Genomic DNA, 24,626 nt, shown 5'->3' with positions numbered 1-24,626 from the left:
ACTTAATTAAATTTCTTCGATAAGTAAACCACAGCGGAAATTGAAAACTAATTCAATAAGTAAAAAGATTAAAAAAATAATAATTGCTGAAACATTTTGTGAAAAGGGAACATAGCTTTTAATCATAGGCGGGATTAATAATAAAGCTGCGACCATGACGGCTATTAAGACAGAGGACTTGGGATTAGGAATAACTTTATAATGAGCGTCAGTCTTATTAATAATCATTTTGGGCGAGCGATTTAATCCGCCTTGGGTGAGTTGCAGTGTGTCTCCTTTTTTTAAGTTTAGTTTTAAAGCATAACCTGCAGCGATACTGCCTACCCTTAAACCATTGACTATTACAGTTGTAGGTTTACCCATTGAAATATTATTTTTTGATCGTTGAACTGTAATCATACCGGCACGCTTTCTTTAATAATAGTTGTTTAAGATTAGCTTATTAATAAAACAAATCAATGTCAATGTTGTTTACTAAAAAAAATTATGTTTACAAAACAAAATATATAAACTATAATTTTAGTGTAAGTTGATGTAAGCGATAACAAGAAGGAGGTAATGAATTGTGCAGTTAGTAAATGTCAGAGTTGATAGCCGTCTAATTCATGGTCAAGTAGCTCGTGTGTGGACTGGGCAATTAGGAGCAGAACGACTAATGGTTGTTGGCGATAAAGTATCTAAAGATGACTTGGAAAAAACAGCTTTGAAGTTAGCTCGTCCTACCCAGGCAGCTTTAAGTATTTTGCCACCGGATCGTGCAAGTAACAATATTGTTCAAGGCCGTTACGCCGACCAAAAAATATTTATTATTACACGTGAACCGGAAGCTCTGGTTCAGATGGTTGATGCAGGAGTACCAATTAAAGAAGTTAACGTTGGTAACTTGCCAAGTGGTGAAGGCAGACTGCAACTGTTCAAGAGCGTGGGAGTAAATGACGAAGAAATAAAGGCTTTTAAAGAACTTGATGCTCGGGGAGTAAAGCTTTACCACCAGATGGTCCCGAACGATTCTAGAGAAGACTTTATGTCTGAATTAAATAAACGGATGGAGAAATAATATGAATTCATTGAGTGTAGTTCAAATAATTTTGCTGTCTTTGTTTGCTTTCTTCCAAATCAATGAAATTGTCACAGTTGGTATTGGTTTTGGTAACCCAGTTAACGCTGGATTAATTGCAGGACTGATTGTCGGTGATATGAAATTAGGTTTGGCCGTAGGGGCAACATTACAGTTAATGATATTGGGTGTCGGTACTTTTGGTGGTGCTTCGATTCCTGATTATGCTACTGGAGCAATCATAGGTACTGCAATTGCACATATTTCAGGAAAAGGAATTAACTACGGTATTGGTGTTGCTATTCCTGTTGGCCTATTGATGGTGCAACTTGATATTTTGGCTCGTTTTGCTAATACCTACTTTGCACACAGAATTGATAAGGCAATCGATCGTAACGATGATAAAGCTGTTGTACGAAATAGTCTTTATGGGGCTATTCCGTGGGGGCTTTCACGGTCAGTGCCCGTATTATTGGTGCTAATTTTTGGTGAAGCATTTGTCAAAAATGTGCTGAATTACATGCCACAATGGTTAATGGGTGGATTAAAATCTGCCGGAACTATGTTACCAGCTGTTGGTATTGCCATCTTAATGCATTATCTGCCTATTAAGAAATTTGGTGCGTACATGATTTTTGGCTTTGTAGCTGCTGCTTACTTAAATGTGCCAATGCTTGGTGTAGCGCTGATCGGAGTCGGCTTTGCCATTAATCATTATAATTCTATCATTCATAATAAGAACCAATCTGGTGGCGACAGTAATGGCTTAGATACACAAAAAGCTGCTGAAATGGGTATTGATGATAAAGGAGTAATTACCGGTGATGAAGAATAATACTACAGAAAAGACTACGACGGAGCAAAGTCATAAGTTAACTAAAAAAGATATTCGTAGCGCTAACTTACGCTGGATTTTTACCTCTGCATTAAGCTGGAACTACGAAACTATGATGGCTCCAGGTTATGTTGGTTCACAAATGCCAATCTTACGTAAGTTGTATGGTGACAAGCCTGAAGATATGAAGAAAATGATGCGGGTGCAGTCTGAATACTTTAACACTAGTCCGCATATGGGTTCTATTATCCAAGGTGTCGATATTGCTCTTGAAGAAAAAGAGGGTATTAAGTCAGTTGACGGTGTAAGAGGTATTAAAACTGGTCTTATGGGACCATTTGCTGCCGTAGGTGATACTTTATTAGGTACCGTTCAATCAACTATCTTTGGTGCGATTGCATCATACATGGCCCTTAAAGGTAATCCGTTTGGCGCTATTTTATGGATGGTTGCACTAGGCGTTCTCTACATTTGGGCTTATACTTGGATGCCATTTGCCTACAAGCAAGGTGTCAACTTAGTTACTTCAATGAGTTCTAAGCTTAATGCACTGACTGACTCAGCAACTTTGCTGGGGGTAACGGTTGTAGGAGCTTTAATTCCAACTGTTATTACGTTAAAGATTCCGTTCATCTTTAGAGCTGGGAAAGTTTCGATGAAATTGCAGGATATCTTTAATCAGATTATGCCATCGCTTATGCCAGTTTTACTAGTTGCCTTTATTTATTGGCTACTGGATCGCAAACATATGAACTCAACTAGAGCAACTTGGTTTGTTCTAATCTTGGCTATTGTTTTGTTCAACTTGAAAGTTGTTGCCTAATAGCATGAAATATAGAAATTAATAAGTAATCAGATTATCTGCTGAGAAAAAGCATATTACTAAATTTAAGCAGGTAAAGTAAGAAAAAACGGATGTATTTTTCAATAATAATACAACCGTCTTTTCTTTGAACTGCAAAAAATATTTGTTATCATAATTGCAAAAATGCCGTAATAGCAACAATTATGTGTAGAATATCAGGTTCTAAAAGTTTATATTTTTAAGAAATTTATATTAATAGCACCTGTTATAACACCCAAATATGAAAGACGAGAAGATAAGATGGCTAATATCAGACAGGTAGCTAAGTTAGCAGGTGTTTCAGCAAGTACAGTCTCACGAATATTAAATGATGACACTTCTTTAAGTGTTACTGATCAAACACGGACCAAAGTTTTAGCGGCTACAAAAAAATTAAATTATCATATCAAAAATAAAAGTAAAAAATGTCCAGTTGTTGGTGTATTAACAACTATGGACTTGGATCAAGTAGCAGAATATACGTATTACCAACAAATAAAACAGGGAATCATTGAAGAACTCAAAAGAGAAAAAATGACATTGAGTTCTATCTATTATTTAAATAACTCTTTGGATAGTTCATTTTGGGATGGACTGTATTATTGGGACGGCGTGATTGTTATCGGCGGCTTGTCCGAATCAGCCATTAGCGAACTAAAAAAATTAAACTCTAATATCGTCATTATTGAAGCAAGATATAAAAATAATTCCGTCAAGCTGGTTAATGCTAATTTAACTGCTGGAGTAAAAGAAGCTTTAACACAACTAGAAAAATTTGCTCAAACCAATATTGTATATGTTGGTGGTCCCCGTTATATGACTAATTTGCAAGGAGAAAAAACTCAAGCAAAAGGTGAGGTTCGTTTAAATTGCTATCGGGAGTGGATGAAACTGCATGATCAAGATGAGTGTTCAATTCTTACTCCGGGTTGGAGCATTGAAGATGGCGTCCAGGCGGGTAAAGAAATTGCACAATTACCTACTTTACCCAAAGGAATTTTAGCTGGAAATGATCAATTGGCAATTGGAATAATGCAGGAATTGCATACAAAAGGTTTTCATGCTCCTGCCGATTACCATATTATTGGGTTCGATAATATTCAAATGGCGCAATATTATATTCCCAGATTGTCATCAGTTTCTGTTCCGGAAAAAGACCTGGGTATAACTGCTGTCCATTTAATTAGAGAAGACATAATAGAAAAAAAGACGCGCGCCGCTACAACGTTATTAGAAGTTAAACTAATTTTGCGAGAAAGTACTGGCAATTAATATTGGAGGCCAATGATGTCAAATTATTATCCCAAGCAGTTAAGTGGAGATCAGACTAAGACTTTATTAATAAATCCTGATCGTGGCTTTCGCTTTGAAGTTTATTTAGATGTAAAAACAGGTAAGAGCATTTATGAATATGCTGATCAAGATGCTATCGCTGCTTTGAAAAGAGAAGCGTCACTGTATACCGATGATCAGCCGCGAATAGTGCAGGTTTATTTTTACTTAACAGGTTATCAACATAAACCACTGGATGCACAAGCTTTTAACCACATGAATGCCTTTTTTGACGAACTTGCTAAGTTAAACTTAAAGGCACTGCTGCGTTTTGCATATATTTCTGAAGATAAGAGGCCTTATAGACAAGCTCCTAGTGTACACAGGGTACAGCAACATTTGGAGCAGTTATCAGGTTGGCTGCAGGAACACCGCAGGCAGATTCACGCTTTACAAGCAGGAATCATTGGCCCTTGGGGTGAGTGGTCGCAACATGCTCGTGATACTACTGATGAATCAACTATTCTTCATAGTTTGTTGTTAAATTCTCCCCAAGATTTGACGGTTCAAGTACGCTACTTAAATATTAAAAACCGTAATATAAATGTTACTGAAAAATGGAATGAACAGCGAATTGGCTTTCATGATGATTTTCTAATTGGTATTGACCACGAATGGAATACGGCTGGTAAAAATCATGAATCTAATGAATACCAGCAACTATTAAGAGAATCAAAAAATACAGTTGTTGATGGGGAAAGCATTTGGTTATTTGCCAATCCTATGTATTTAGAAACAAAATATGTCGCTCCTGAATTGATGACGCAAAGAATGGTTGAGAATCATTTCACTACTTTGAGTATTGCGCATAATTACCATGAAATAGAAACTAATTCATATTTTAACGTGACGCTAGAAAATGAATTAAAGAGAACTGGCAAACCAGAAGGGCTTAAATTCCCTCAAACAGGTTCATTTGAATATTGGAAGCATGTTCCTGTTACACCGGGTTTATTAGATGAAAAGCATTGGCCATATCAATCTTCATGGTTTTGGGATCAGAAAAAGCAGCCAATTAAACGAAATTATTTTGAATATTTACGTGATTATTTAGGCTATCGCATAGAGACTACACAAATTAGCTATAATTCTGCTTTAAATGCTGCAGTTTACCTTACACTGAAAAATACAGGTTTTGCTGCACCTTTAGCTTTGGCAAAAATAGAATTGCTGGCTGTGAATAAACAGCAGGATGTTATTGGTAAAGCTTTAGTAGAAAAAAGCACTTTACAAACTAATAATGAAATAACTACGGTTATTCCATTGACTAAATCTGATCAGCCTGACAAAGTCGGAGTCAAACTGCTTGCTACTAATGGTAGTACGGCACGTCTGGCTAATCAGTGTCAGTGGGCAGATGGCATCAATTGGTTTAAATTATGACCGAGGAATCATTATGAAAAAAATATTTGAGAAACTAACTTTAATAGTTGCATTTTTAGGACTATTTCTTTTATCAAGTCAGCAAAGTTTATCCTCAGTAAAGGCAGCAACCGTTACTGGATATGACGAAAAGCCCCTAACCGAACAACAAAATCAAGAAATGGCTAACAATACTGATCGCGGCTTTCGTTTAGAGTTAAATTTAAATGTTAAGACCGGCAAGGGCTTATGGGCTAATGCAGATAAAACCGGGATAGCGCAAATGCAAAATGCGGTAGCTACATTTTCTGCTGATAACCCGCGTCTTGCACAAGTATACTTTTATCTAACAGATTATAAAAACAAGCCATTAGATCAAACTGCCTTTAATAATATGGATCAATATTTCCAAAAGTTAAAGCAATACCATTTGCAGGCTGTATTGCGCTTTGCTTATATTTGGGACGATGCTCATCCAAAGTCTCAGGAACCTACGACTGAGCAGGTAGTTGCACATATTAAACAGCTAGCACCCTGGATTGCCCAGCATCGCGATCAAATAGCGAATTTACAAGCAGGGTTTATTGGAGCTTGGGGAGAGTGGGACAGCGGTGCCCGCAGCCGTATGAATGAAAAAGAAATTCTCCAGGCTATGTTAGCTAATACCCCTAAAGATTTATTTATTCAAGTGAGATATTACAATATCAAGTCACGGAATGTTGCCCCGCAGAGTTCTGATTGGCAAAGAGTTGGATTCCATGATGATTACTTGATTGGTCGTCCACATGTTTGGAATACTGCCGGTGCTGATCCTAATTCTGCTGAATGGCAGGCGATGGCAGAACAATCTCAGACTGTACCGGTTGACGGTGAAATGATTTGGGGTTCTGCCAATGCATCAGACAATAACGGTCAGTTAATTTCTGCACCACTGATTGCTCAACGTCTAGCAGCTCATCATTTTACTTCATTGAGTATAGCTCATAATTACAAAGAAGACGGCAAGGACTATTCTTTGAGTGCTTGGAAACGGCAACTAGTAACACCTGCACTTTTAGATCAATATAAATTACCGTATCAGAAATCATGGTTTAAAGACGCTAATGATAATGAAGTAAGTCGTTCTTGGTATGAATATATCAGGGATTATCTGGGCTACCGTTTAGCTGTTAAAGATATTAGCTATCAAAATGACGAACAGAATATCGACTATCAAGTTAATCTAACTAATTATGGCCTGGCTGCTCCTGTCTTAATTAATAAAGCAGAACTAGTATTACTGGATGCAGCTAAAAACGTAGTGGCTGCTAAGGATGTAACTGATATTGCTCATTTACAGCCTTTGCAAACTTTACCAATCAAATGGCAAGTAGATAAAGCCTTAGTCAGCCAAGCAAAATATTTAGCCTTTAAGTTTACTGGTTACAGTAATAAGGGAAACCGCTTGGCCAATAATATTAATTTTGCAGATGGCTATAATTATTTGCTGACACTTAATTAAATATCGTATTACTATAATTGAACATTAAAAAGCTGCTGGATTACGTCTTAAAACGTTAGTTCAGCGGCTTTTTTTACTTGATTTAAATTAAAGACGAGATTAGTTTTTGTTTTAATTTAGCCACTATCCTTTAGAAGCCATAATAAATTTGATTAAAATATGATAAAATCATTATTAATTACTTTTACCGGTTTCTAGTGAGTTTCATAAAGTCAGGTATTATTATTCATGAAGAGCACATATTTTAAAGCCAATTTCAATATCGCACGCAAATCCAAGAAAAACATTCTGCTAATGGGAGCCTTAATTGTGTTCATGGTTTTCTTCGTTTTATTAGTTGGAAATCAGAATCTGGGCGACAATTACCGTCAGTGGCAGTCATACTATGACTCACTGGAAATTAATATCAGCTATTTTAACGGTAACTTATTACGTAAGCAAAAATATAAGCAAACTTATGACAATTTAAACGCCCAGGAAGGTTGTATTGCCAGCCTGCAAAATGGTGAAGTTTTAGAGTCACCACAAACATATTTAGAGAGTTCACTTAACTTATTTCAAACTATGCTTGATGGTTATCAAAATAATTATTTAGGTGCCAGCACCTTAAATGTCCCCCCTAAATACCAACTGCATCAGAGACTGGTTACATATAAATATCTTTACCGGCATCATATACCACCTGCAATGAGCTCAAAAGTATCCGTAACTTATTTAATTTATATTGTGAACTTCATAGCTGTCCTGATCTTCTTTTATATCTTGCTTATTGCTAATGATGTGTGGATGGTTAAATTAGATCATGAAACGGTTTTACGTAACATTCCGTATCGCGTAGAAGATGAAGTAAAAGGTAAAACAATGATTAATCTGGTTTTAACTTTAATACCATTAATTATTGGTTTAATTGGCGCATATCTGTTTGCCGGCCTTCTTAACGGCTTTCGCAGTTTGAATTATCCTAATGTTTTTTATTTTAATAAAATTAGGGCAATTCCTATATGGCTGGATTGCTTAATTTTTTTGTTCTATACAGCGGTCTTAGTGGTCTTTGTGACCAGTCTGACCCTGCTTCTTAACCAACTAACCAAAAATGTTTATTTAAGTACCTTTATTGGCATTGCTCTTTATGTTTTATCTTATTTACCGAGCAAGTTGCTTAAAGCCATTACTTGGCTACCGTCTGTATACTTAAACGTTAATGATGTGCTTAACGGCACTGTGGCAAGTAAAACTGGATTTTCAGGACTAAATTTTGCCACCGCAGCAGTAATATTGCTAATTTGGTCACTTGTCTGTGTAGTTTGGTTTAGGTATTTGGTTAATAAAAAGGGGGCTGCACGATGAGATGGCGCTATTTTCTTTTCCAATTAAAGGCATTTTTGCTCAATCCTAAAAATATTGGTCTATTTATTGCTACCATTATTATGTCTCTTTATTTTGGTTTGGTCAGTGTGCCCAATCATGAAGTAATTGAGCAAGTCGATGCTAAACCAATTCAAAAAGAATATATTGAGGACACAGCTTTTCTCAAAGTAGCACGGCAAGAGATAGCTTATTCCAATAAACCGGGTTATTTTTATTTTCCCAGTAAGGGTGCGATAGATGCAGTTGGTACATATCCCAAAGTTTTAGCATACGATAAACAGCTTTTAAGGGCTTTAAAGAAAAATGATTTGCAAACATATACTAAGTATGCTAGCAAACGTTATCAATATATTGATAATCTGATTCATATAGAAGGAAACCAAAATTTCTTGTATCCAGCTGCTTATAATAAAAGTAATAATTACCAGCAGGATGGGCATTTTGGTTATCAACGCACGCGTCATTTATACAATGCACTTTTAGCTGGTAAAAAGAACAGGCAAACGCCGCTGAATAAAAATATTCTAGAAGAGCGCACGGCTTTGCAGGTAATGCAAAATTCGCTTTCTGGCTGGACAGTTCTAATATTAGTAGTAATAGTTTGCTTCTTTACAGCTGATATTGTGACTAATGACCGGAAATATTATACGGTACTGGAAAATATTCCCTTAAGTAAACGAACCATTCTCTGGCTTAAAACAGGGGTTGTCGAAGTAGGAGTGCTACTAGATTTTATTGTAGCTAGTGTAATAGCTCTTCTCTGTATCGCACCTAAATATGGTATGGGGTCATTAAAATTGAATACAGTCGCCTATTTAGGGCGGATTGACTTCAAACTTATCTTTAAAACGGAAACGCTGGGTATGTATTATTTGCAATTCATTATTTTTGCAATCATTGTTTCCTTTATTTTTATCAGGCTCACAATTTTGCTGTCTTTGACTCTACGTAATGAATATGTGGCAGGGATGCTCAGTAGTCTGTTTGCCATCAGTGCCAAAGTACTGTACTTCTCATTCGGAATGGGCTTTGTTCATCCGGTGTTGGAGAAGCTGCCCATGACTTATTTTTCAATTGGTGACAGCACTACAGGCAATTTAGCTTATTTAATGGATACTCCTGGTTGGGGCTTTAACTCAGGACTAGGGCCACTACTTATAGCTATGCTTGCCATTGAAATATTACTGTTTCTGTTTACCCAAATTAAAAGTATTCCTTTAGTTAGGCGGGGTGATTAAAATGTTAGAACTAAAAGATGTCAGATTGGCTTTTGGGAAAAATGTTGTTTTAGATGACATTAACCTCAAATTTAAACAAGGTGAAATAGTTGGCTTGGTTGCTCCTAATGGAACAGGTAAGTCAACTCTGATTAATGTTATTTTGCATAATTTAACACCGCAAAAAGGGTTTGTTGAGTATGAAGGTACACGTTATCAAAGTCAAAAAGATACGATAAAATTGCACCAGCAAATCTGCTCTTTTCCCGAGCAAAGCGATTTATTTCCTTTCATGACGGGGCGGGATCATCTTAATTTATATGCTGATCTTTGGCACAATTCTGCTAAACCTGTTGATCAAATTATCGCTGACTTGCAAATGAAAAGTTATGTTGATCGGAAAGTGCAGACATATTCTTTGGGAATGAAACAGAGACTTTGCTTTGCCATGGTAGTAGCAGCTGATTCTCCAGTAATGCTTTTAGATGAGGTAATGAATGGACTCGACCCTCAGAATGTGGCTTTAATTTCACAAATACTTCTTAAATTAAAAGAAGAAAAGAAGCTGATCATTATGGCCTCACACCTTTTGTCCAACTTGCAGCAGTATGCTGATAGAGTCTTATTTATGGGTAAGGGACATATCATTGAAGATTTAGACAATAAAAAGCAAAAAAAGCGTTATTTAAAAATGCAGTCTAGTCCTGAAGCTACTAAGCTGCTATCTGATTATCATTATGAGACTCTGCCCAATAATCTGCTACTGGTTCCTTTGGCAGAAATTACCCCAGATAAGCTGACTCAGCTGCTAGCAAACCTAGTGCAAGCCGATATTCAGTACTCGGTTGAAAGAATTGATATCGAAGACTTATTTAACAAATTTTATAATTAGTTTAGAGCTTTAACCCGATTTAATATTTGTAAAAAGTAAGTAGCCGTAGTTTGCATGTTCATACTGGTTAAAAAATGAATAATTGAAACAGCTAGATCATCATTGGCAGTATTGTGAAAGGTGAGAATTGCATTTAAAAATTTGCGTCCAACAATTAGCAACATTTCGTTATCTGGTAAGTCAATCTGATTTATTTGTGTGAGCAGTTTATCTGCAAATTTAAACTGATTATTTGTAATTAAGCCGATTACACCTTCAAATAGTGCTGCTATACCAAAATGAAATGTACCTTCTCCTGCTTTTCTAATAAAAGAAATATTATTGATAACCTGAACAGAAATTTGGTAAATGATTCTGGGACTAATAATAGGGATAACATTGGCAAACAGTGAGAGAAATTCATGACCCCAAACAGTTATTTTACTTAATTGCTGGTTTAATTCATTTTGCTGGGCTATAGGAAAAATATTGTGCTGTGAAGTTTTGTAATACAAACTGCAGGCAATTGCTGCATAATCGAGATCAAAAGGATCTTGGCTTAACTTGTATTTATTTAATGCCGCTTGAGCCAGTTTTTCCAAATAGTCTTTATCGTGGTTGCTCCAAGATTCTTCTAAAATAAGTGCAATATGATCCTGCGGGTCTAGTTTGGCAAGCGCAATATATTCAGTTGCTGATAAACTGATTCTTTCGCATAGTTTTAATACCCGGTTAAAGTCCATATGGCCTTGATTATTTTCCCAGCGAGAAAGCATTTGAATGGAACAAATACCTTTAGCTGCTTCTTTAAGCGTAATATGCTGTTTTCTTCTTAATTGTTTAAATTCATTTCCAGATTGCATGATGTTTTTGTCCTTTTTAAGATATTATGGCACTTTTTTCTCATATATGAGAAGTAAAAAAATCTCAAAAATAATTCATGCTTTAATATGCTTAATTTAAAACATTACAATCGTTTTTAATAATGAAAAAGGAGTAGCAAAATGCAATCTTCATTAAAATTTGCGCCTAAATGGAAATTAGGTGCATACACACTTTTAGCAATAGTCAGTGCGTTTGGCAATGTTGTGATTGCTTATGTCACCAAGATCATGTTAAATGCAGCGCAATATCGTCAAGGCGACAGTAGTAATTTAATTAAAATTGCCGGCATTGGTGCTGCAACAATCTTAATTATTATGTTGTCTAATTTTGTATACCGCTATATCAAGTGTTCTATTATTCAAGATGTCAATGTTTATCTTAAAGAGAAAACGATGAGCTATCTGATTGAACAACGCAGTGATTCACAAAAGGACGGCTTAAGCCTGATGACCAACGATCTGAAACAAATTGAAACGTCTAAGACTACAAATGAACTAATGATCATTGCAGAATTAGCTTCTTTTCTACTGTCAGTTGTGGTTGGTTTAATCAATTCTTGGATTTTAACATTAATTTTTATGGTAACTACTTTAATTCCCGGACTAGTGCAAAGGGCATTTACCAAAACTATTCAAGCCAAAGCAAAAGTCTGGGAGACAAATAATGTTTCGTATACCCAGAGTGTGAATGACGGGCTAAACGGAGCGCAAACTGTTGGATTGTATGATGCTCAAAGTTCGACTATTAGTAAAGTCGTTAACAGTGCCAAAAGAATGGAAGAGGCATTGAAGAACTTAAACTTCACACAAGCTGCAGCGGGAGAAGTCATTGTGGCTTTCGCAGATATTTTCAGCTTTATACTACCATTTTTAGTAGGTGCTATCTTAATGTTGCAAGGTCAAATTGGTGTTGGTACTTTAATTATGATAGTGCAACTATCTAATGAATTTATTAACCCGATAGTTAATATTTTTGAACAATTAAATGCTATTAAGTCTACTAAACCAATGTGGAATAAAGTAGAGCAGGCTCTGTCTTTTTCAGCTGACAGTATTAAAAGTGCGAAAACTGGTCAATTTACTGGCTTGAAAGTTGAAGATGCCACTTATAGTCAAGGTGGAAGAAAGATTTTTGCTCATCTTAACTTGACGGTAGCACCTAACGAAAAAATTTTACTCATGGCACCTAGTGGCTGGGGTAAAACTACACTGTTAAACTTAATGTTGGGTAAAATTAAGCCAAGCGAGGGGCATGTCTTTATTGATGATAAAGATGTTACCGGTAATTGGGCTGAAGCTCACGATAATTTTAGTTACGTCAACCAAAAGCCATTTATCTTTGATGATACAATCAAATTTAATATTTTATTAGGTCGAAAGGTTTCCCCAGCAAGTTTGGCTAAAGCAGTCGAAGCGGCGGGACTAACAGAGCTCATAGATGAAAAAGGCTGGGACTATCAAGTTGGTGAAAAGGGGGCAAATTTATCCGGAGGACAAATCCAAAGAATTGAAATTGCACGTGCTTTTCTCTCTGAACGGCCAGTATTGCTGGCAGATGAGGCTACTAGTGCCCTTGATCCGGAACTGTCACTTGCAATTCATAAAACGTTATTAAAAAAGCCTAATTTGGCAGTAATTGAAGTGGCTCATAAAATTTCTGCTACTGAAAAATCATTGTTTGATCGAATAATTAATTTAAATGGAGAAAATGAAGAATAAAGAAGTATTAATGCGCTATATTGATGATGATGGAGTTGTTAAAGTATGGCCTGGTAAGGCTAAAAATCGGCTGTTGATTTTACAATATTTGGCAACTAAATTTGAACCAGCTAAAAAATATTCTGAGCAGGAAGTGAACCTGATTTTAATGCACTTTGTGTCAGACTATGTTACTAGAAGACGAGACCTAATTGAAAATCATCTTTTAAACAGAACGGATGATGGTAGAACTTACTGGTTGAATGAAGAAATTGGGGTAAAGGATTAGGATTTAATTTAATATAATTAAGGACAAGTGGCGCATTAACCGCTTGTTCTTTTTGTTTTGGCGAAAAGCTACAAGTTAATTTAGCAGCCTTTGTAGTAAAATTTAATTTGTGTAATAGCAACTGCAATATCAAATAATCTAGGAAGACTAAAAGGAGTATGTTTATAACTTCAAGTAATAAAATTATGAAATTTAATTGACTGGCATATAAAAATAACATATAATTTTCATAATTATCGTACAATGAAGACTATTAGTAAACTGACTGTTGCTGCTAAGCTGAGAATCTATTTGAAATTGAAACTAGCTGAATTTGGATTACATCTTTTAGGCGATAAGTTTAGACTATTTCAAAAATGTTAGGTAATATTCACGGAGATTTCTATATGAAAAAAAAGTTTTATGCGCTCTACAAGATTTTCCTTATTAATGCTTTTAGCAACAAAATTGCACTAATGTTTAACATTGTCTTCCCAGTTATATATTTTGCTATATCTAACGCTCCGGTCTTGATTAATAACTATACTGTCAGTAAGAGTAAATTAATTAGCGGCAGTGCATACTATTTTGCCTATATTGCTTTAACAACTGTTCTAAACTCAGTGATTCTGGCAATGGTTGAGTATCGTGACTATGGCTATTATAAAGTTATTTACATGGTAACCAATTCAAAATATCTAGTATTGATTAGTCAATTTTTATCGCAATGGACGTTTTTAATAATAGAATTATTTCTATTTAACTTAATTACCGCACTAATGTTTAAGTCTTTTGCTTATCTGGGTTATTTACTGTTAACTACTATCATAGCTGCGACTGTGTTAGTTTTGCCTTTAACTATGGGCTTGTATTTTTTGTTAACAACAAAATTAAAGTTGCAAACTTACAATATTGTTATTACATTGATTATTTTAGCCTCATTCATGGTGTCAGCTGTTGAAGCAAAAAACAAAATATTAAATTTGTTATTGCTATGTACACCTGTTAAATACCTAATGAAGGGGTATGAAGTAATAATGCAAATGATGTTTTCTAGAGTAAATTGGGCTACTCTTGTTAATTTGTTGATCGTTATTCTAATTTATGTCGTATTTGGGATGATTTTTATTGCGAAACAAAATATTTCTACAGTTTTTGAAAAATAGTTGTAAGGAGACAATATGGAAATTAAGCATTTGAACTTTTCTTATAAAAATAAAGAAATCTTTGCCGATTTTAACGCAAAATTTATTGCCGATCAGTTAAATGTAATAATTGGCGGTAATGGTGCTGGTAAAACGACTTTACTTAATCTAATTTACGGCTTTATTGATCGTCCTGCTACAGCTATGATAGCTTTTCCTTCTATGCCTAATATTATTTATAAATTTCAAAATATGTCTTTCTTTGATGAACTAACGGTAAAACAAGTAATAAATTTTTTTAAATCAATGAATGATCATACTGTTACAATTACTAATGCGCAAACTCGTTTTTATAATGAGATTATAAAAGGCCTGGTAAATACTAAACTAAGGTCTTTATCTGGTGGGGAATACCAATCTGTTATGGTTTATTGTACTAGCATAATGGAGCGAGAATTATATTTATTCGATGAACCTCTTAGTGGAATTGACAGTTATATTGAAAATTTAATTCTAGACTTAATTGTATCTTTAGTTGTTGAGAAAAAGAAAAAAGTTATTATGACTTTACACCAGCTGGATAAATTAGATTCTATACAGGCGCATATTGTATTCGTTGGCAACAAAAAATGTGTTTTTCAAGGTACCTACAGTGAAATGTTACACATTGCAGATACAGATGATATTGATATTGCATTTAAGAAAATGCGATCAGGCAATATCTTGTTAAATCAAGAGTAACTATCCTTTTGATTTATAAGAGGTAATAAAACTGATTAAGCTGAACAGACTATTTTGGTTGCAAGGTGTATTAATCAACAATGCATTACTATATATTAACAAATAGAACTAAGAAGCTAATAAACTGCTTGGTTCTTTTTTTGTTAATTAAGAAGTGAAATAAGTCCGTGATAGCAGCTTTGGTGAATTAGTTGAGCGACTTTAGCGGGAGCAACCTTGGGATGTTTGGCCCACCATTTTTGTGTTTCTAATAAACTGACAAAATAGAGACTAGCAAAGTATTCCAAAATAGCGGGAGCAATTTTTTCCTTTTGTAATATCTGCCTGATTTCTTTTTTAACATTATTTTCGATTTCGCGACTGGGATTAAATGTTGCAGTTTTGATGCTAAGCAAAAACGGCAGAAATTTAATTTGTGGTGCTATGTCGCTCAGTGCCGCGATAGTTCTAGTCATGTTATCTTTAGGTTTAAGTTCAAGTGAGTTGCGCAAACCGGCTACAAACGGAATCATATACCGGTTAATAGAAAAACGCAGCAATTCATCTTTATTGTCGAAACAAATGTAAAAAGTTGTTCTGGCCACTTTAGTTTTTTTGGTGATATCTGTGATTGTGATTTGTTCATAATCTTTATCATTCAACAAGCTAAATAGCGCGTTACTTAGGCGTAACTCTAAACTGGGATTTTGTTTTTCCATTAAGTAATGCCTTCTTCTGACTCGACAAAATTTAAATATTTGTCATTACACCTTAACCAAGGAATCGTTATGCTAATTTTAGCAAATTTATAAATGATGGAGGTAAAAACTAAATGGTGAATAGAGTAAAAGAAGTATTAGGAATTGAAAAGCCAGTAATTCAGGGTGCAATGGCGTTTACTTCACTTTCTCCTTTAGTGTCTGCGGTCTCAAATGCTGGTGGTTTGGGCGTATTGGGCTTAGGTTATATGCCTAAAGACGCCAGCATTGCAGAAATTAACCAGACTAAAAAATTGACTGAAAAACCGTTTGCCGTTAACGCAATCATGCAAGAGGGAATTGTTCAGCAAGCAGATGAAGTATTGACAGCAACTAAGCCACCAGTAGTTTACGCCGATGCTATGCGGCTTAATGGTGCTTTGTGCCAAAAATATTTTCCCCGCTGGCATAAACTGGGCATGAAAATAATTGTCAAGGCCAGTTATTTGGCCGATGCGGTCACTGCAGAAAAAGCGGGAGCTGATTTGGTAGTCGTCAAAGGCTGGGAAGGAGGCGGTCATGTCTCTTTTGAGTCCACAATGGCTTTAGTGCCACAAGTGGCAGCGGCAATTAATATTCCTGTAGTAGCTGCTGGTGGTATTGTAGATGGCCACAGTGGTGCTGCAGCATTTGCTTTGGGAGCCGAAGGGATAGAAATGGGCACTGCTTTTTTAATAGCAGATGAGTTACCGATTAGTGATAAAGCAAAACAAGCAATTATTGCTGCAGGAGATATGGCTACTACCGAAGTTTCTTATGCTAATGACGCGCCTTTTAGAATGATTGCCAATAACCTTTCTGATCAGATCAAAGACTTAGAAGCTACTCATCTGAAGGCTGAAGCAGCTCAAAAAGAAGCTGGTCTTGATGCTAAAACTATTAAAATGGGCATGTATCAAGGTGATACGCAAAATGGCGCAATTATGGTTGGTCAAGATTTGAGCCTAATTAAAGAAACAAAGTCTGTTAAACAGATTATTGCGGATGTGTTACAAGATACTGAAAACGTTCTGCAATCATTGCAAAATGTAGAATTATAATTTATCTGCTAATTATCCTCGCAGAAATGAGGAAATGATTACGGCATAAAATGATGATGCTGTCAGGCATCATGCGAATTTAATAATATGTCTAGCCGTGAAGCTGCTCTTATGCTTTTAGCTAAATAAAGCCAAAAATATCTTAATAAAGTTGCTGATTAAGAACCATTACTTTAAAATTTGGTAATTCTCTTTTTAGGCACTTTTGTTAGCTTTTCGTTACTTTTGTTTTCTTTTTGCAATAATTTTATGCTAGAATATAAGTGTATAAATAGTTTAGCGATTCCACTGGAGTCACACAAAAAGCTCTATCCCAACAATAGAGCTTTTTTGCGTGCTAATTATAAAAGAAGGAAGGCAACCTACTTCTTTTTCTTCTTGTCGTTTAGCCAGCGTTTTTTAACTAAGAAAACTGTTAGTTCTCTAAGCAAATCAAGAAAAAATTGTATAAATAATTTTGCTATTTCCATTGGAATCACCTCCTATCCATATCAGATAGGCTGTTGCCTCCAGCTTTATTATAACAGAGAAAAAGCATTAACTTTTATGGCTTAAGAATCTAAGTGAATCGTAATACTTTGACTACTACAATGAAAAAACTAGGGTCAAACTAAAAAGGACTAACTCTGATAGAATATCGGAAGTTAGTTCTCAGCTAGAATTTAATAAACATACTAATTTTATTTATGACTGCATTGAGGCACCGGAATCTACATCGGTTGCCTTTTTAGTTTCGTCAGGAACCAGTTTCTGCCCCGTTTGTTTTAGGTACCAGTTAATGATTGGCAATAAATCAACAATCCATTCTGTGACTCCAGCATATTGGTCATTCTTGTCAGTCATGTTCTTAAAGGAGGCAACCATATATTCGTTATCACTTGGTTTAATAAGTTTATAGGTTTTGCCAGTTTTGGCGTAATCCATTATTTCTTGAACATGAGGCATTGAAGTCTTTTTGTGAACTTCAGATAAAGTTTGGCCAAGTTTTTCAGGCCACCGAGGTGAAAGTAACATTTTCTTAGGAATTTCATTATTGCAATAGACATAACGATCGTCTTTATCAATAGTAATTAACTCGAGTGGCAGACAGTTGAGCAATGCGTCGATTTGGTCAACTGTTAATAGTCCTTGATCTAATTCTACATAATCTGAGCCCTTAGCAGCATTAACTTTTTTAGCTGTCTCGGTAATCCATGTACTAGTAGCCTCTTCTGTATGTTTAACCATTTTAATCTCCTTATTTATTATATAAACCGTTTACAAAAATAGTATATTTTATTTATAATTATAAGTGAAATTAATATCAGTTATTAATAATAGAAATAACTTATAAGGAAAAAGATATGGATATAAAAAAACTTGTTACTTTTGTTAATTTAGTTGAAACAAAAAATTTTACCAAAACTGCTAAGGCAATTCATGTAACCCAGCCAACTGTCACACATGATATTAATGCTATCGAGGATGAAATTGGCGTTAAGTTGTTTAATCGTAACAAGCGCTATGTTAATGTAACGAAAAGTGGTGAAGTTTTTTATCAAAAAATCAGGCCATTAATTAATAACTATAATTCTGCAGTACAGGAGATTCAGGAAAAAGATAAAAAAGAAAGATTGCAAATAAATTTTGGCTATTCATATAATCCTTTTAATGATAAATATATTCCCCTTTGGCTAAGTCAATTTCAAAAAAAGTTTCCTCAAGTGAAATTTGTACTGGTAAACTTGAATCGTAACGAGCTAAAGCAGCAATTGGTGTCTAACAATTTGGATGTTATGCTGACAACTGGATTGGAAGCTGAAGATTTAAATAATATTAAGGTCTATCCAATTGAAACAGAGCTGTTCAAAGTAATTGTTCCTCGAAATAACCCTTTGAGTAAAAAAAGTATAATTAAATTGACGGATTTTCAGAGTGAAAAATTACTGTTTTTAGATAACAGATGGGCAGCGACAGATATCATTAATTTACAAAATAAGATTATTCATCTGAATAGAGATTTAAATATTACTTATGCCGCTGAAATATCTTCTTTAAATGTTTTGCTTAAGGCAAATCAAGGTCTGGGATTAGGTCTTTACTGTATTTATCCTGAACTTGACAGCAGCTTAGCCTATGTTCCCCTTGACTGGGAACCGCAAGTTGATTTAGTAGCCATTACACAGAAAAATAATGCGAAAAGAATTGTCTATCAATTTATCAAGTTTATTCAAGATTTTAATTTTGATTTTGAATAGTACAGAATTCTCTTGTTAAAGATGAGATTAGAGAGAAGTGTTTTTACTGTTACGTATTGGATTTTTTTGTGAGTTAGATATGAACGAGCTGCTATATCGAGAGTTAACGGAAAAAGCACTTTTGGAGTGATTTTCTTAAAAAACAAGAAAATGTTTTTTCGTTACTAGTTTTTCTTGTTAAAAAGTATATATTTGTTAATAGTTAGAAAGCTAAAATTGTAATAAAACATGAAATTAATTACTTAAGATTAATGAAAGTAGAAGGTCAGAAGAATGTTTAAGTGGTTTGGTAAGAAACAAGAGAAGCAGGAAGACTTTACGGTCACTGCACCAATTAGTGGCAAACTTGAAAAGATTGAAAAAGTAAATGACCCGGCTTTTGCACAAAAAATGCTGGGAGATGGTTTTGCCATTATTCCAGATGAGGATAAAGTAACCGTTTATGCACCAGTAGCAGGTAAAATTGAGGCTCTTCCCAAGACAAAGCATGCCGTAGGTATTAAAACTGCACAAGGTGTCGAAATTCTTATTCATATTGGGATTGATACTGTGAACTTAAAAGGAGAAGGCTTTGAAGTGATGGTAAACCAAGATGACGAGGTAACTCAAGGTCAAAAATTAGAAGTATTTGATAAGAATGTTGTAACTGATAACAAATTAGACCCTACTGTCATTGTTGTGTTCACTAGTGGATATGAAAAAGAAATCAAACTGAACCAGGACGACGGTGCAGAAGTTAAAGCTAATGATTTACTTATCGGCTAGGTATTTTTGATAAACAAAAATAGATTCGATTTTCAAAGATAATACCTCCAAATTTAGGACAAATTTGGAGGTATTTTTGCGTTAATCTATATTAACAAAGCTAGTGATTCATAGGGATGCAAAGCTAAAGTTTTTGGTACCTTCTGTAAATTTTTATGATAATTGCTAATCAATGTTTGTGCTTGTCGTTCTTGATAAGCGTTAGGCAAGCTATAAGTAATTTTTTTACCATAAAAGTTATTAATTACCAGTAAGGTTTGCCCGTGATAAAGTCTGCAATAAGCAAAAACTTGTGGGTGATCCAAGTCAATCGGTTCATAACTTCCCTTGGCGATAATGGGATAATGTTTTCTCAAGTAAATCAGTTTTTGATAATAAGGGAAAATCTCACCATGGTCCAATTCAGCTGCAACATTAATTTTATCTTGATCTTTAGGCCTAAGCCAAGGAGTTCCTGTGGTAAAACCGGCATTAACAGTGTTATCCCAGTGCATTGGGGTTCTGCTGTTATCGCGCGACTTAGCCTGAATAATTGCCAGAGCTTGGGCGTCACTTAAGCCTTCTTGTTTAAGCTCGTCATAAGCGTTAAGCGTTTCTACATCCACATAGTCAGTGATTGTCTGGTAATTAGGATTGATCATGCCAATTTCTTCGCCTTGATAAATATAAGGTGTTCCACGTAATAAATGCATTACGGTAGCCAGCATTTCTGCAGATTTTTCACGAAAATTAATAGGATCACCAAAACGGCTCAGCGCCCAAGGCTGATCATGATTGTTCCAAAAGAGAGCATTCCAGCCGCCACCTTGACTCATGCCAATCTGCCACTCGTTAAGAGCATTTTTTAAAGCGGAAAAGTCAAAAGGTATCCTGGTCCATTTCTGGCCATCTTTGTAATCAACTTTTAGATGATGAAAAGTGAAAACCATTGACAGTTCATGATTATCTTTTCTAGTGTAAGCAACAGAATTAGCAATAGTCGTCGATGACATTTCCCCGACAGTAATTGCATCTGGCTGCTGACCAAAAGTTTTTTGATTTAATTCTTTTAGATATTGATGGACTATAGGTTGATCAGTATACATTAACTTACTGGCGGTGTTCTGGGGCGCGTCAGTAAGTTTTTCATCTTTGCCAATAACATTAATTACATCAAAGCGAAAGCCTTTAACCCCTTTGTCGCGCCAAAAGTTAACTACCTTAAACAGTTCTTTTCTAACTGCAGGATTGTGCCAGTCCAAATCAGCTTGAGTTTTGTCGTATAAATGAAGATAATATTTACCACTATTACCAAAAGGTGCCCAGGCTGAGCCACCAAATTTAGATGTCCAATTGTTGGGCATACTGCCATCTGCTTTAGGATTTCTAATGTAGAAAAACTTCTGATAATATTCGTCTCCGGCTAAGGCTTTTTTAAACCAAATATGATCAGTGGAGCAGTGATTTAACACCATATCGAGCATCACACCAATATGATTTTGCCCAAGCTTTGTGACTAGTTCTTCAAAGTCAGCCATTGTACCAAATAGTGGATCAATACTATAATAATCGGCAATATCATAGCCATTATCATTCTGAGGAGATACAAAAAAAGGATTAAACCAAATCATGTCAATATTTAATTTCTTTAAGTAAGGAATTTTTTGGATAATCCCCCTTAAGTCACCGATCCCGTCACCATTGCTGTCATAAAATGATTTGGGATATATTTGGTAAATCACTTTGTCAGCTAAACTCATAATATAAGTCCTCCATTTTGTGCTTTTCTATGTGCAAAGTCTACAAATTTAAATTTGTCGGGCCGGTGTTGGGAAATAGTATATTGAAAAAAAGATGTATCTTTTAAATAGGTTAAACTGCGCACTACTACAACCAAGTTGGTATCGGTAAGCTGCAACTGCTTCATTACGTTTTGACTGGCTGGTTCTACGGTAATAGTTTTAGTGGCATAATCAATTTCAAGTCCTAAATCATCTTCAAAATACTGATATAACGAACTTTGAGCTTGCTTAGCGGAAATTTTAGGTACATATTTTTTTAAAATATAATCTTCATCAACCACAATTGGTTCATCATTGATTAATCGTAAACGGGACACATAAGTTGCAGCAGTTTCTGTTAAAGATAAATGCTTAATAATAGTCAAAGGCACCTGCGTGTCTTTTAATTCCAATATTTTGGTCGTAGCATGCATTTGCTTTTGTTTATTAAGTTCATCAAAGGATTCAATATTAGAAATTGGGAAGGCAATGCGCGCGGCATTAATAACTACTGAACCTTTACCTTTTATTTTTTGAATTAGGCCAGCATCTAAGAGTTCATTTAAAGATTTTCTGATGGTTTCACGTGAAACATTATATAGCTCTGATAGTGCTGGTTCACTTGGCAAGAAATCACCGGCAACATACTGCTCATGCCTAATTTTATTCGTTAAATCTGCCGCAATTTGTAAATATTTAGCTCTCATTATTTGTTATCCACCTTTTAACACTAATCATACCACCTTATGTTAATTTTTAACCTGTCTAGTCTGGAAAATAATACAAAATTATTTATTACAACAATATAATAAGCAATTTGTTGACACCTGTCTATACAAGAACTATAATCTTAAGGAAAGCGTTATCAATATATATGACGACCTGCTATATGGTTGTTTCATGGAGGCGTAATTATGAGTAATACGATAAAAATACTGGCACCTGTTGCCGGTGAGGTCATTAACCTCGAGGATGTTAATGATCCGGTTTTTTTCTCAGAAGAAGCTAGGTGAAGGTTTTGCCGTTAAACCTAGCTCTGGGAAGATTGTCTCGCCTGTAACAGGTAAAGTGATAATGGTGGCTAAAACTAAGCACGCACTTGGCCTGCAGACTGCAGACGGTGTGGAAGTTATGCTTCACTTGGGCATAGATACTGTCGAACTTGACGGCAAACCATTTGATTTGCAAGTAGCAGCAAACTCTGAGGTAAAAGCAGGACAGCAATTGGGGACAATGGATCTGCAAGCAATTAAAGATGCTCAAAAAGATAATACCGTCATCTTGGCAATTACTAATACTCAAGATGTTCTAGCTGGTATTGACCTTTCCCTTGGCACTAAAGCTGCTGGCGAATCAGCTGCTACTATTACATTAAAACAGGCTAAAGCAGTACCAGCTGCAGCTAATAAAAATGAAAATAAATATCAAACTACAGCGCGTGAAATTGTTCAGGCTGTTGGCGGCGCCGATAATGTTAAAAACGTTATGCACTGTTTTACTCGTTTGCGGTTTACTTTAAACGATGATAGCATTCCGAATGATGATGAAGTTAACAACATTAAAGGAGTAATAGATGTCACTCGTGCTAATAACCAATATCAGATAGTAATTGGGCAAACTGTAGAAGATGTTTACGACGAGCTAATTAAACTACTTGGGCCTGAATATGCTGGACAAGGTGAGCCTGCACCTGCAACTCCGGCTCCAGAGGCTAACCAATCTCTTGGTGGCAAGATTAAAAATGGCTTCTTCCAGTTAATAGGCGTAATTACCGGCTCTATGATGCCTGTGATTGGTTTGCTGGCTGCCAGTGGTATGTTAAAAGGTATTCTTAACATTTTAACTAACTTTTGCCACATGTCTACGGCTTCTCCAACTTACACTATTATCAATGCGATGGGGGATGCGTCGTTTTACTTCCTGCCTTTAATCGTTGGCTTTACTGCTGCTCAAAGATTAGGTTCTAACCCGGTAGTTGTCTCTATTATCGGCGGCTTTCTGATTTATCCTGATTTAGTAAAAATTTATGCCAGCGGTAAATTTAGTTACTACTTAGCTGGCGTTGGTATTAACGCCAACTTCTTCGGTATTCCAATTCATATTCCGCAATATACTTATTCGATTTTCCCAATGATTTTTGCGGCTTGGATGGCTGCTAAGATTGAACCGTGGATTAAGAAGTGGATGCCAGTCACATTAAGACAAATTTTTACTCCTTTAGTTGAGATTTTCTTAGTAGGGATGACGGTCTTAATTATTGTGGGTCCTGTAATTTCATTTATTTCTACGGGAATTGCCAAAGTATTGCAATGGTTACTGACAGTCAACACTGCACTTTCTGGTTTAATCATCGGTGGTCTTTACCAGATACTGGTTATCTTCGGACTGCACTGGGCAGTAGTGCCAATTATTGCGAATGATATTGCTGCTACGGGACATAGTATCTTAAACGGTATCGTTTCAGTAACGATGATTGCCCAAGGTGCCGGCGCACTTGCCGTCTGGTTTAAGACTAAGCACAATCCTGACCTAAAGGGCTTATCTTTAAGTGCTGCTATTTCCGCGGCTGTTGGTATTACTGAACCGGCAATGTACGGTGTTAACTTAAAGTATGGTCGTGTATTTATGACTTCCAGCCTCGGTGCTGCCATTGGTGGTCTGGTCAACGGTCTGCTTAAAGTTGATATGTATGGCTTTACTGGCAGCCTGATTGGCTTTCCATCCTTTGTTCCTAAGGCCGGACAAGGCAATCCAAACAACTTGTTGAACTTCTGGATCGCTTCCATTGTGACTATTGTTGCTGCATTTGCTTTGACCTACTTCTTTGGTTATAAGGAAAACGACGCTGATAGTCCTAAGGATGCACCCAAGAAAAAGAATTTAGCTAATATATAATGATATGATTAATTAATAAAACATTTGAATTATCTAAAAGGGTTCTAAAACTAATAGTGATTAGTCAAG

22 protein-coding genes and 1 pseudogene are annotated in these 24,626 nt (G+C 35.6%); 17 read left to right on the top strand and 6 right to left on the bottom strand.

Annotated elements, in window-relative coordinates; translation table 11 throughout:
* Window positions 1-6: 6 nt before the first annotated feature.
* On the bottom strand, window positions 7-399 hold the full coding sequence (locus GYV61_RS01870; protein ID WP_122025434.1) for a hypothetical protein: 393 nt from the start codon (window positions 397-399) through the stop codon (window positions 7-9).
* Between the two features lie 166 nt (window positions 400-565).
* Here GYV61_RS01870 and GYV61_RS01865 point away from each other — a divergent pair, with 166 nt between their 5' ends.
* From GYV61_RS01865 to GYV61_RS01825, 9 genes are all read left to right on the top strand, one after another.
* Window positions 566-1,057, top strand: a complete 492-nt coding sequence (locus GYV61_RS01865; protein ID WP_046324037.1) for a PTS sugar transporter subunit IIB — start codon at window positions 566-568, stop codon at window positions 1,055-1,057.
* Between the two features lies 1 nt (window position 1,058).
* Window positions 1,059-1,892 (top strand): PTS mannose/fructose/sorbose/N-acetylgalactosamine transporter subunit IIC, encoded by an 834-nt coding sequence (locus tag GYV61_RS01860; protein ID WP_122025435.1) that lies wholly within the window; start codon window positions 1,059-1,061, stop codon window positions 1,890-1,892.
* Window positions 1,882-2,715 (top strand): PTS system mannose/fructose/sorbose family transporter subunit IID, encoded by an 834-nt coding sequence (locus tag GYV61_RS01855; RefSeq protein ID WP_110445352.1) that lies wholly within the window; start codon window positions 1,882-1,884, stop codon window positions 2,713-2,715. The genes GYV61_RS01860 and GYV61_RS01855 overlap by 11 nt, the downstream gene beginning before the upstream one ends.
* A gap of 282 nt (window positions 2,716-2,997) precedes the next feature.
* On the top strand, window positions 2,998-4,008 hold the full coding sequence (locus GYV61_RS01850) for a substrate-binding domain-containing protein (RefSeq protein WP_046324040.1): 1,011 nt from the start codon (window positions 2,998-3,000) through the stop codon (window positions 4,006-4,008).
* Window positions 4,009-4,020: 12 nt separating this feature from the next.
* Complete coding sequence (locus GYV61_RS01845) at window positions 4,021-5,451, top strand: DUF4874 domain-containing protein (protein ID WP_174794539.1); 1,431 nt, start codon at window positions 4,021-4,023, stop codon at window positions 5,449-5,451.
* A gap of 13 nt (window positions 5,452-5,464) precedes the next feature.
* Window positions 5,465-6,931, top strand: a complete 1,467-nt coding sequence (locus GYV61_RS01840) for a DUF4874 domain-containing protein (RefSeq protein ID WP_174794538.1) — start codon at window positions 5,465-5,467, stop codon at window positions 6,929-6,931.
* Between the two features lie 228 nt (window positions 6,932-7,159).
* On the top strand, window positions 7,160-8,278 hold the full coding sequence (locus GYV61_RS01835; protein WP_174794537.1) for an ABC transporter permease subunit: 1,119 nt from the start codon (window positions 7,160-7,162) through the stop codon (window positions 8,276-8,278).
* Complete coding sequence (locus tag GYV61_RS01830) at window positions 8,275-9,537, top strand: tellurium resistance protein TerC (RefSeq protein ID WP_174794536.1); 1,263 nt, start codon at window positions 8,275-8,277, stop codon at window positions 9,535-9,537. Before GYV61_RS01835 ends, GYV61_RS01830 begins: the two co-directional genes overlap by 4 nt.
* 1 nt (window position 9,538) lies before the next feature.
* Window positions 9,539-10,408 carry an ATP-binding cassette domain-containing protein gene (locus GYV61_RS01825; RefSeq protein WP_174794535.1) on the top strand — a complete coding sequence of 290 codons (870 nt, stop codon included), beginning with the start codon at window positions 9,539-9,541 and terminating at the stop codon, window positions 10,406-10,408.
* Here GYV61_RS01825 and GYV61_RS01820 read toward each other — a convergent pair.
* A complete protein-coding gene (locus tag GYV61_RS01820) occupies window positions 10,405-11,250 on the bottom strand; it encodes a helix-turn-helix domain-containing protein (protein WP_174794534.1) in 846 nt (281 codons plus the stop codon). The two genes, GYV61_RS01825 and GYV61_RS01820, sit on opposite strands and share 4 nt — an antisense overlap.
* Window positions 11,251-11,391: 141 nt before the next feature.
* Between GYV61_RS01820 and GYV61_RS01815 the strand changes: the two genes are divergently transcribed.
* The 4 genes from GYV61_RS01815 (at window position 11,392) to GYV61_RS01800 (ending at window position 15,123) form a co-directional block, all read left to right on the top strand.
* Window positions 11,392-12,990, top strand: a complete 1,599-nt coding sequence (locus tag GYV61_RS01815; RefSeq protein ID WP_174794533.1) for an ABC transporter ATP-binding protein — start codon at window positions 11,392-11,394, stop codon at window positions 12,988-12,990.
* Window positions 12,980-13,258: a DUF2087 domain-containing protein gene (locus tag GYV61_RS01810; RefSeq protein WP_174794532.1), complete on the top strand. Its 279-nt coding sequence runs from the start codon at window positions 12,980-12,982 to the stop codon at window positions 13,256-13,258. Before GYV61_RS01815 ends, GYV61_RS01810 begins: the two co-directional genes overlap by 11 nt.
* Window positions 13,259-13,644: 386 nt before the next feature.
* On the top strand, window positions 13,645-14,403 hold the full coding sequence (locus GYV61_RS01805; protein ID WP_122025443.1) for a hypothetical protein: 759 nt from the start codon (window positions 13,645-13,647) through the stop codon (window positions 14,401-14,403).
* A 15-nt stretch (window positions 14,404-14,418) separates the two neighbouring features.
* Complete coding sequence (locus GYV61_RS01800) at window positions 14,419-15,123, top strand: ATP-binding cassette domain-containing protein (RefSeq protein WP_174794531.1); 705 nt, start codon at window positions 14,419-14,421, stop codon at window positions 15,121-15,123.
* 143 nt (window positions 15,124-15,266) lie between these two features.
* On the opposite strand, the gene GYV61_RS01795 is transcribed toward GYV61_RS01800, so the two are convergent.
* Window positions 15,267-15,821: a TetR/AcrR family transcriptional regulator gene (locus GYV61_RS01795; RefSeq protein WP_174794530.1), complete on the bottom strand. Its 555-nt coding sequence runs from the start codon at window positions 15,819-15,821 to the stop codon at window positions 15,267-15,269.
* 113 nt (window positions 15,822-15,934) lie between these two features.
* On the opposite strand from GYV61_RS01795, the gene GYV61_RS01790 reads away from it, so the two are divergent.
* On the top strand, window positions 15,935-16,900 hold the full coding sequence (locus GYV61_RS01790; protein ID WP_174794529.1) for an NAD(P)H-dependent flavin oxidoreductase: 966 nt from the start codon (window positions 15,935-15,937) through the stop codon (window positions 16,898-16,900).
* A 684-nt stretch (window positions 16,901-17,584) separates the two neighbouring features.
* Here GYV61_RS01790 and GYV61_RS01785 read toward each other — a convergent pair.
* Window positions 17,585-18,127 (bottom strand): PAS domain-containing protein, encoded by a 543-nt coding sequence (locus GYV61_RS01785; RefSeq protein ID WP_174794528.1) that lies wholly within the window; start codon window positions 18,125-18,127, stop codon window positions 17,585-17,587.
* Window positions 18,128-18,243: 116 nt separating this feature from the next.
* On the opposite strand from GYV61_RS01785, the gene GYV61_RS01780 reads away from it, so the two are divergent.
* Window positions 18,244-19,137, top strand: coding sequence for a LysR family transcriptional regulator (locus tag GYV61_RS01780; protein WP_174794527.1), 894 nt, complete (start codon window positions 18,244-18,246; stop codon window positions 19,135-19,137).
* 273 nt (window positions 19,138-19,410) lie between these two features.
* The gene (locus GYV61_RS01775; protein ID WP_174794526.1) at window positions 19,411-19,902 is read left to right on the top strand and encodes a PTS sugar transporter subunit IIA; all 492 of its coding nucleotides are present in this window, start codon (window positions 19,411-19,413) and stop codon (window positions 19,900-19,902) included.
* Between the two features lie 86 nt (window positions 19,903-19,988).
* Here GYV61_RS01775 and treC read toward each other — a convergent pair whose 3' ends face one another.
* Window positions 19,989-21,641 carry an alpha,alpha-phosphotrehalase gene (treC, locus tag GYV61_RS01770; RefSeq protein ID WP_174794525.1) on the bottom strand — a complete coding sequence of 551 codons (1,653 nt, stop codon included), beginning with the start codon at window positions 21,639-21,641 and terminating at the stop codon, window positions 19,989-19,991.
* Window positions 21,638-22,369 carry a trehalose operon repressor gene (gene treR / locus GYV61_RS01765; RefSeq protein ID WP_046324060.1) on the bottom strand — a complete coding sequence of 244 codons (732 nt, stop codon included), beginning with the start codon at window positions 22,367-22,369 and terminating at the stop codon, window positions 21,638-21,640. Before treR ends, treC begins: the two co-directional genes overlap by 4 nt.
* A 207-nt stretch (window positions 22,370-22,576) precedes the next feature.
* Here treR and GYV61_RS01760 point away from each other — a divergent pair.
* Window positions 22,577-24,557, top strand: a pseudogene (locus GYV61_RS01760) (PTS sugar transporter subunit IIABC).
* The last annotated feature ends 69 nt before the right edge of the window (window positions 24,558-24,626 follow it).

Origin of the sequence: Lactobacillus melliventris (genome assembly GCF_013346935.1) — a bacterium.
GTDB lineage: Bacteria > Bacillota > Bacilli > Lactobacillales > Lactobacillaceae > Lactobacillus.
This window is presented reverse-complemented; position numbering and strand designations above follow the sequence as displayed.

Coding starts and splice junctions, on each gene's coding strand:
- GYV61_RS01785 (WP_174794528.1), bottom strand. CDS start 18,127: ATGGTTAAACATACAGAAGAGGCTACTAGTACATGGATTACCGAGACA.
- GYV61_RS01840 (WP_174794538.1), top strand. CDS start 5,465: ATGAAAAAAATATTTGAGAAACTAACTTTAATAGTTGCATTTTTAGGA.
- GYV61_RS01835 (WP_174794537.1), top strand. CDS start 7,160: ATGAAGAGCACATATTTTAAAGCCAATTTCAATATCGCACGCAAATCC.
- GYV61_RS01805 (WP_122025443.1), top strand. CDS start 13,645: ATGAAAAAAAAGTTTTATGCGCTCTACAAGATTTTCCTTATTAATGCT.
- GYV61_RS01870 (WP_122025434.1), bottom strand. CDS start 399: ATGATTACAGTTCAACGATCAAAAAATAATATTTCAATGGGTAAACCT.
- GYV61_RS01850 (WP_046324040.1), top strand. CDS start 2,998: ATGGCTAATATCAGACAGGTAGCTAAGTTAGCAGGTGTTTCAGCAAGT.
- GYV61_RS01790 (WP_174794529.1), top strand. CDS start 15,935: ATGGTGAATAGAGTAAAAGAAGTATTAGGAATTGAAAAGCCAGTAATT.
- GYV61_RS01860 (WP_122025435.1), top strand. CDS start 1,059: ATGAATTCATTGAGTGTAGTTCAAATAATTTTGCTGTCTTTGTTTGCT.
- GYV61_RS01775 (WP_174794526.1), top strand. CDS start 19,411: ATGTTTAAGTGGTTTGGTAAGAAACAAGAGAAGCAGGAAGACTTTACG.
- GYV61_RS01780 (WP_174794527.1), top strand. CDS start 18,244: ATGGATATAAAAAAACTTGTTACTTTTGTTAATTTAGTTGAAACAAAA.
- GYV61_RS01800 (WP_174794531.1), top strand. CDS start 14,419: ATGGAAATTAAGCATTTGAACTTTTCTTATAAAAATAAAGAAATCTTT.
- treC (WP_174794525.1), bottom strand. CDS start 21,641: ATGAGTTTAGCTGACAAAGTGATTTACCAAATATATCCCAAATCATTT.
- GYV61_RS01820 (WP_174794534.1), bottom strand. CDS start 11,250: ATGCAATCTGGAAATGAATTTAAACAATTAAGAAGAAAACAGCATATT.
- GYV61_RS01830 (WP_174794536.1), top strand. CDS start 8,275: ATGAGATGGCGCTATTTTCTTTTCCAATTAAAGGCATTTTTGCTCAAT.
- treR (WP_046324060.1), bottom strand. CDS start 22,369: ATGAGAGCTAAATATTTACAAATTGCGGCAGATTTAACGAATAAAATT.
- GYV61_RS01845 (WP_174794539.1), top strand. CDS start 4,021: ATGATGTCAAATTATTATCCCAAGCAGTTAAGTGGAGATCAGACTAAG.
- GYV61_RS01795 (WP_174794530.1), bottom strand. CDS start 15,821: ATGGAAAAACAAAATCCCAGTTTAGAGTTACGCCTAAGTAACGCGCTA.
- GYV61_RS01815 (WP_174794533.1), top strand. CDS start 11,392: ATGCAATCTTCATTAAAATTTGCGCCTAAATGGAAATTAGGTGCATAC.
- GYV61_RS01810 (WP_174794532.1), top strand. CDS start 12,980: ATGAAGAATAAAGAAGTATTAATGCGCTATATTGATGATGATGGAGTT.
- GYV61_RS01825 (WP_174794535.1), top strand. CDS start 9,539: ATGTTAGAACTAAAAGATGTCAGATTGGCTTTTGGGAAAAATGTTGTT.
- GYV61_RS01855 (WP_110445352.1), top strand. CDS start 1,882: ATGAAGAATAATACTACAGAAAAGACTACGACGGAGCAAAGTCATAAG.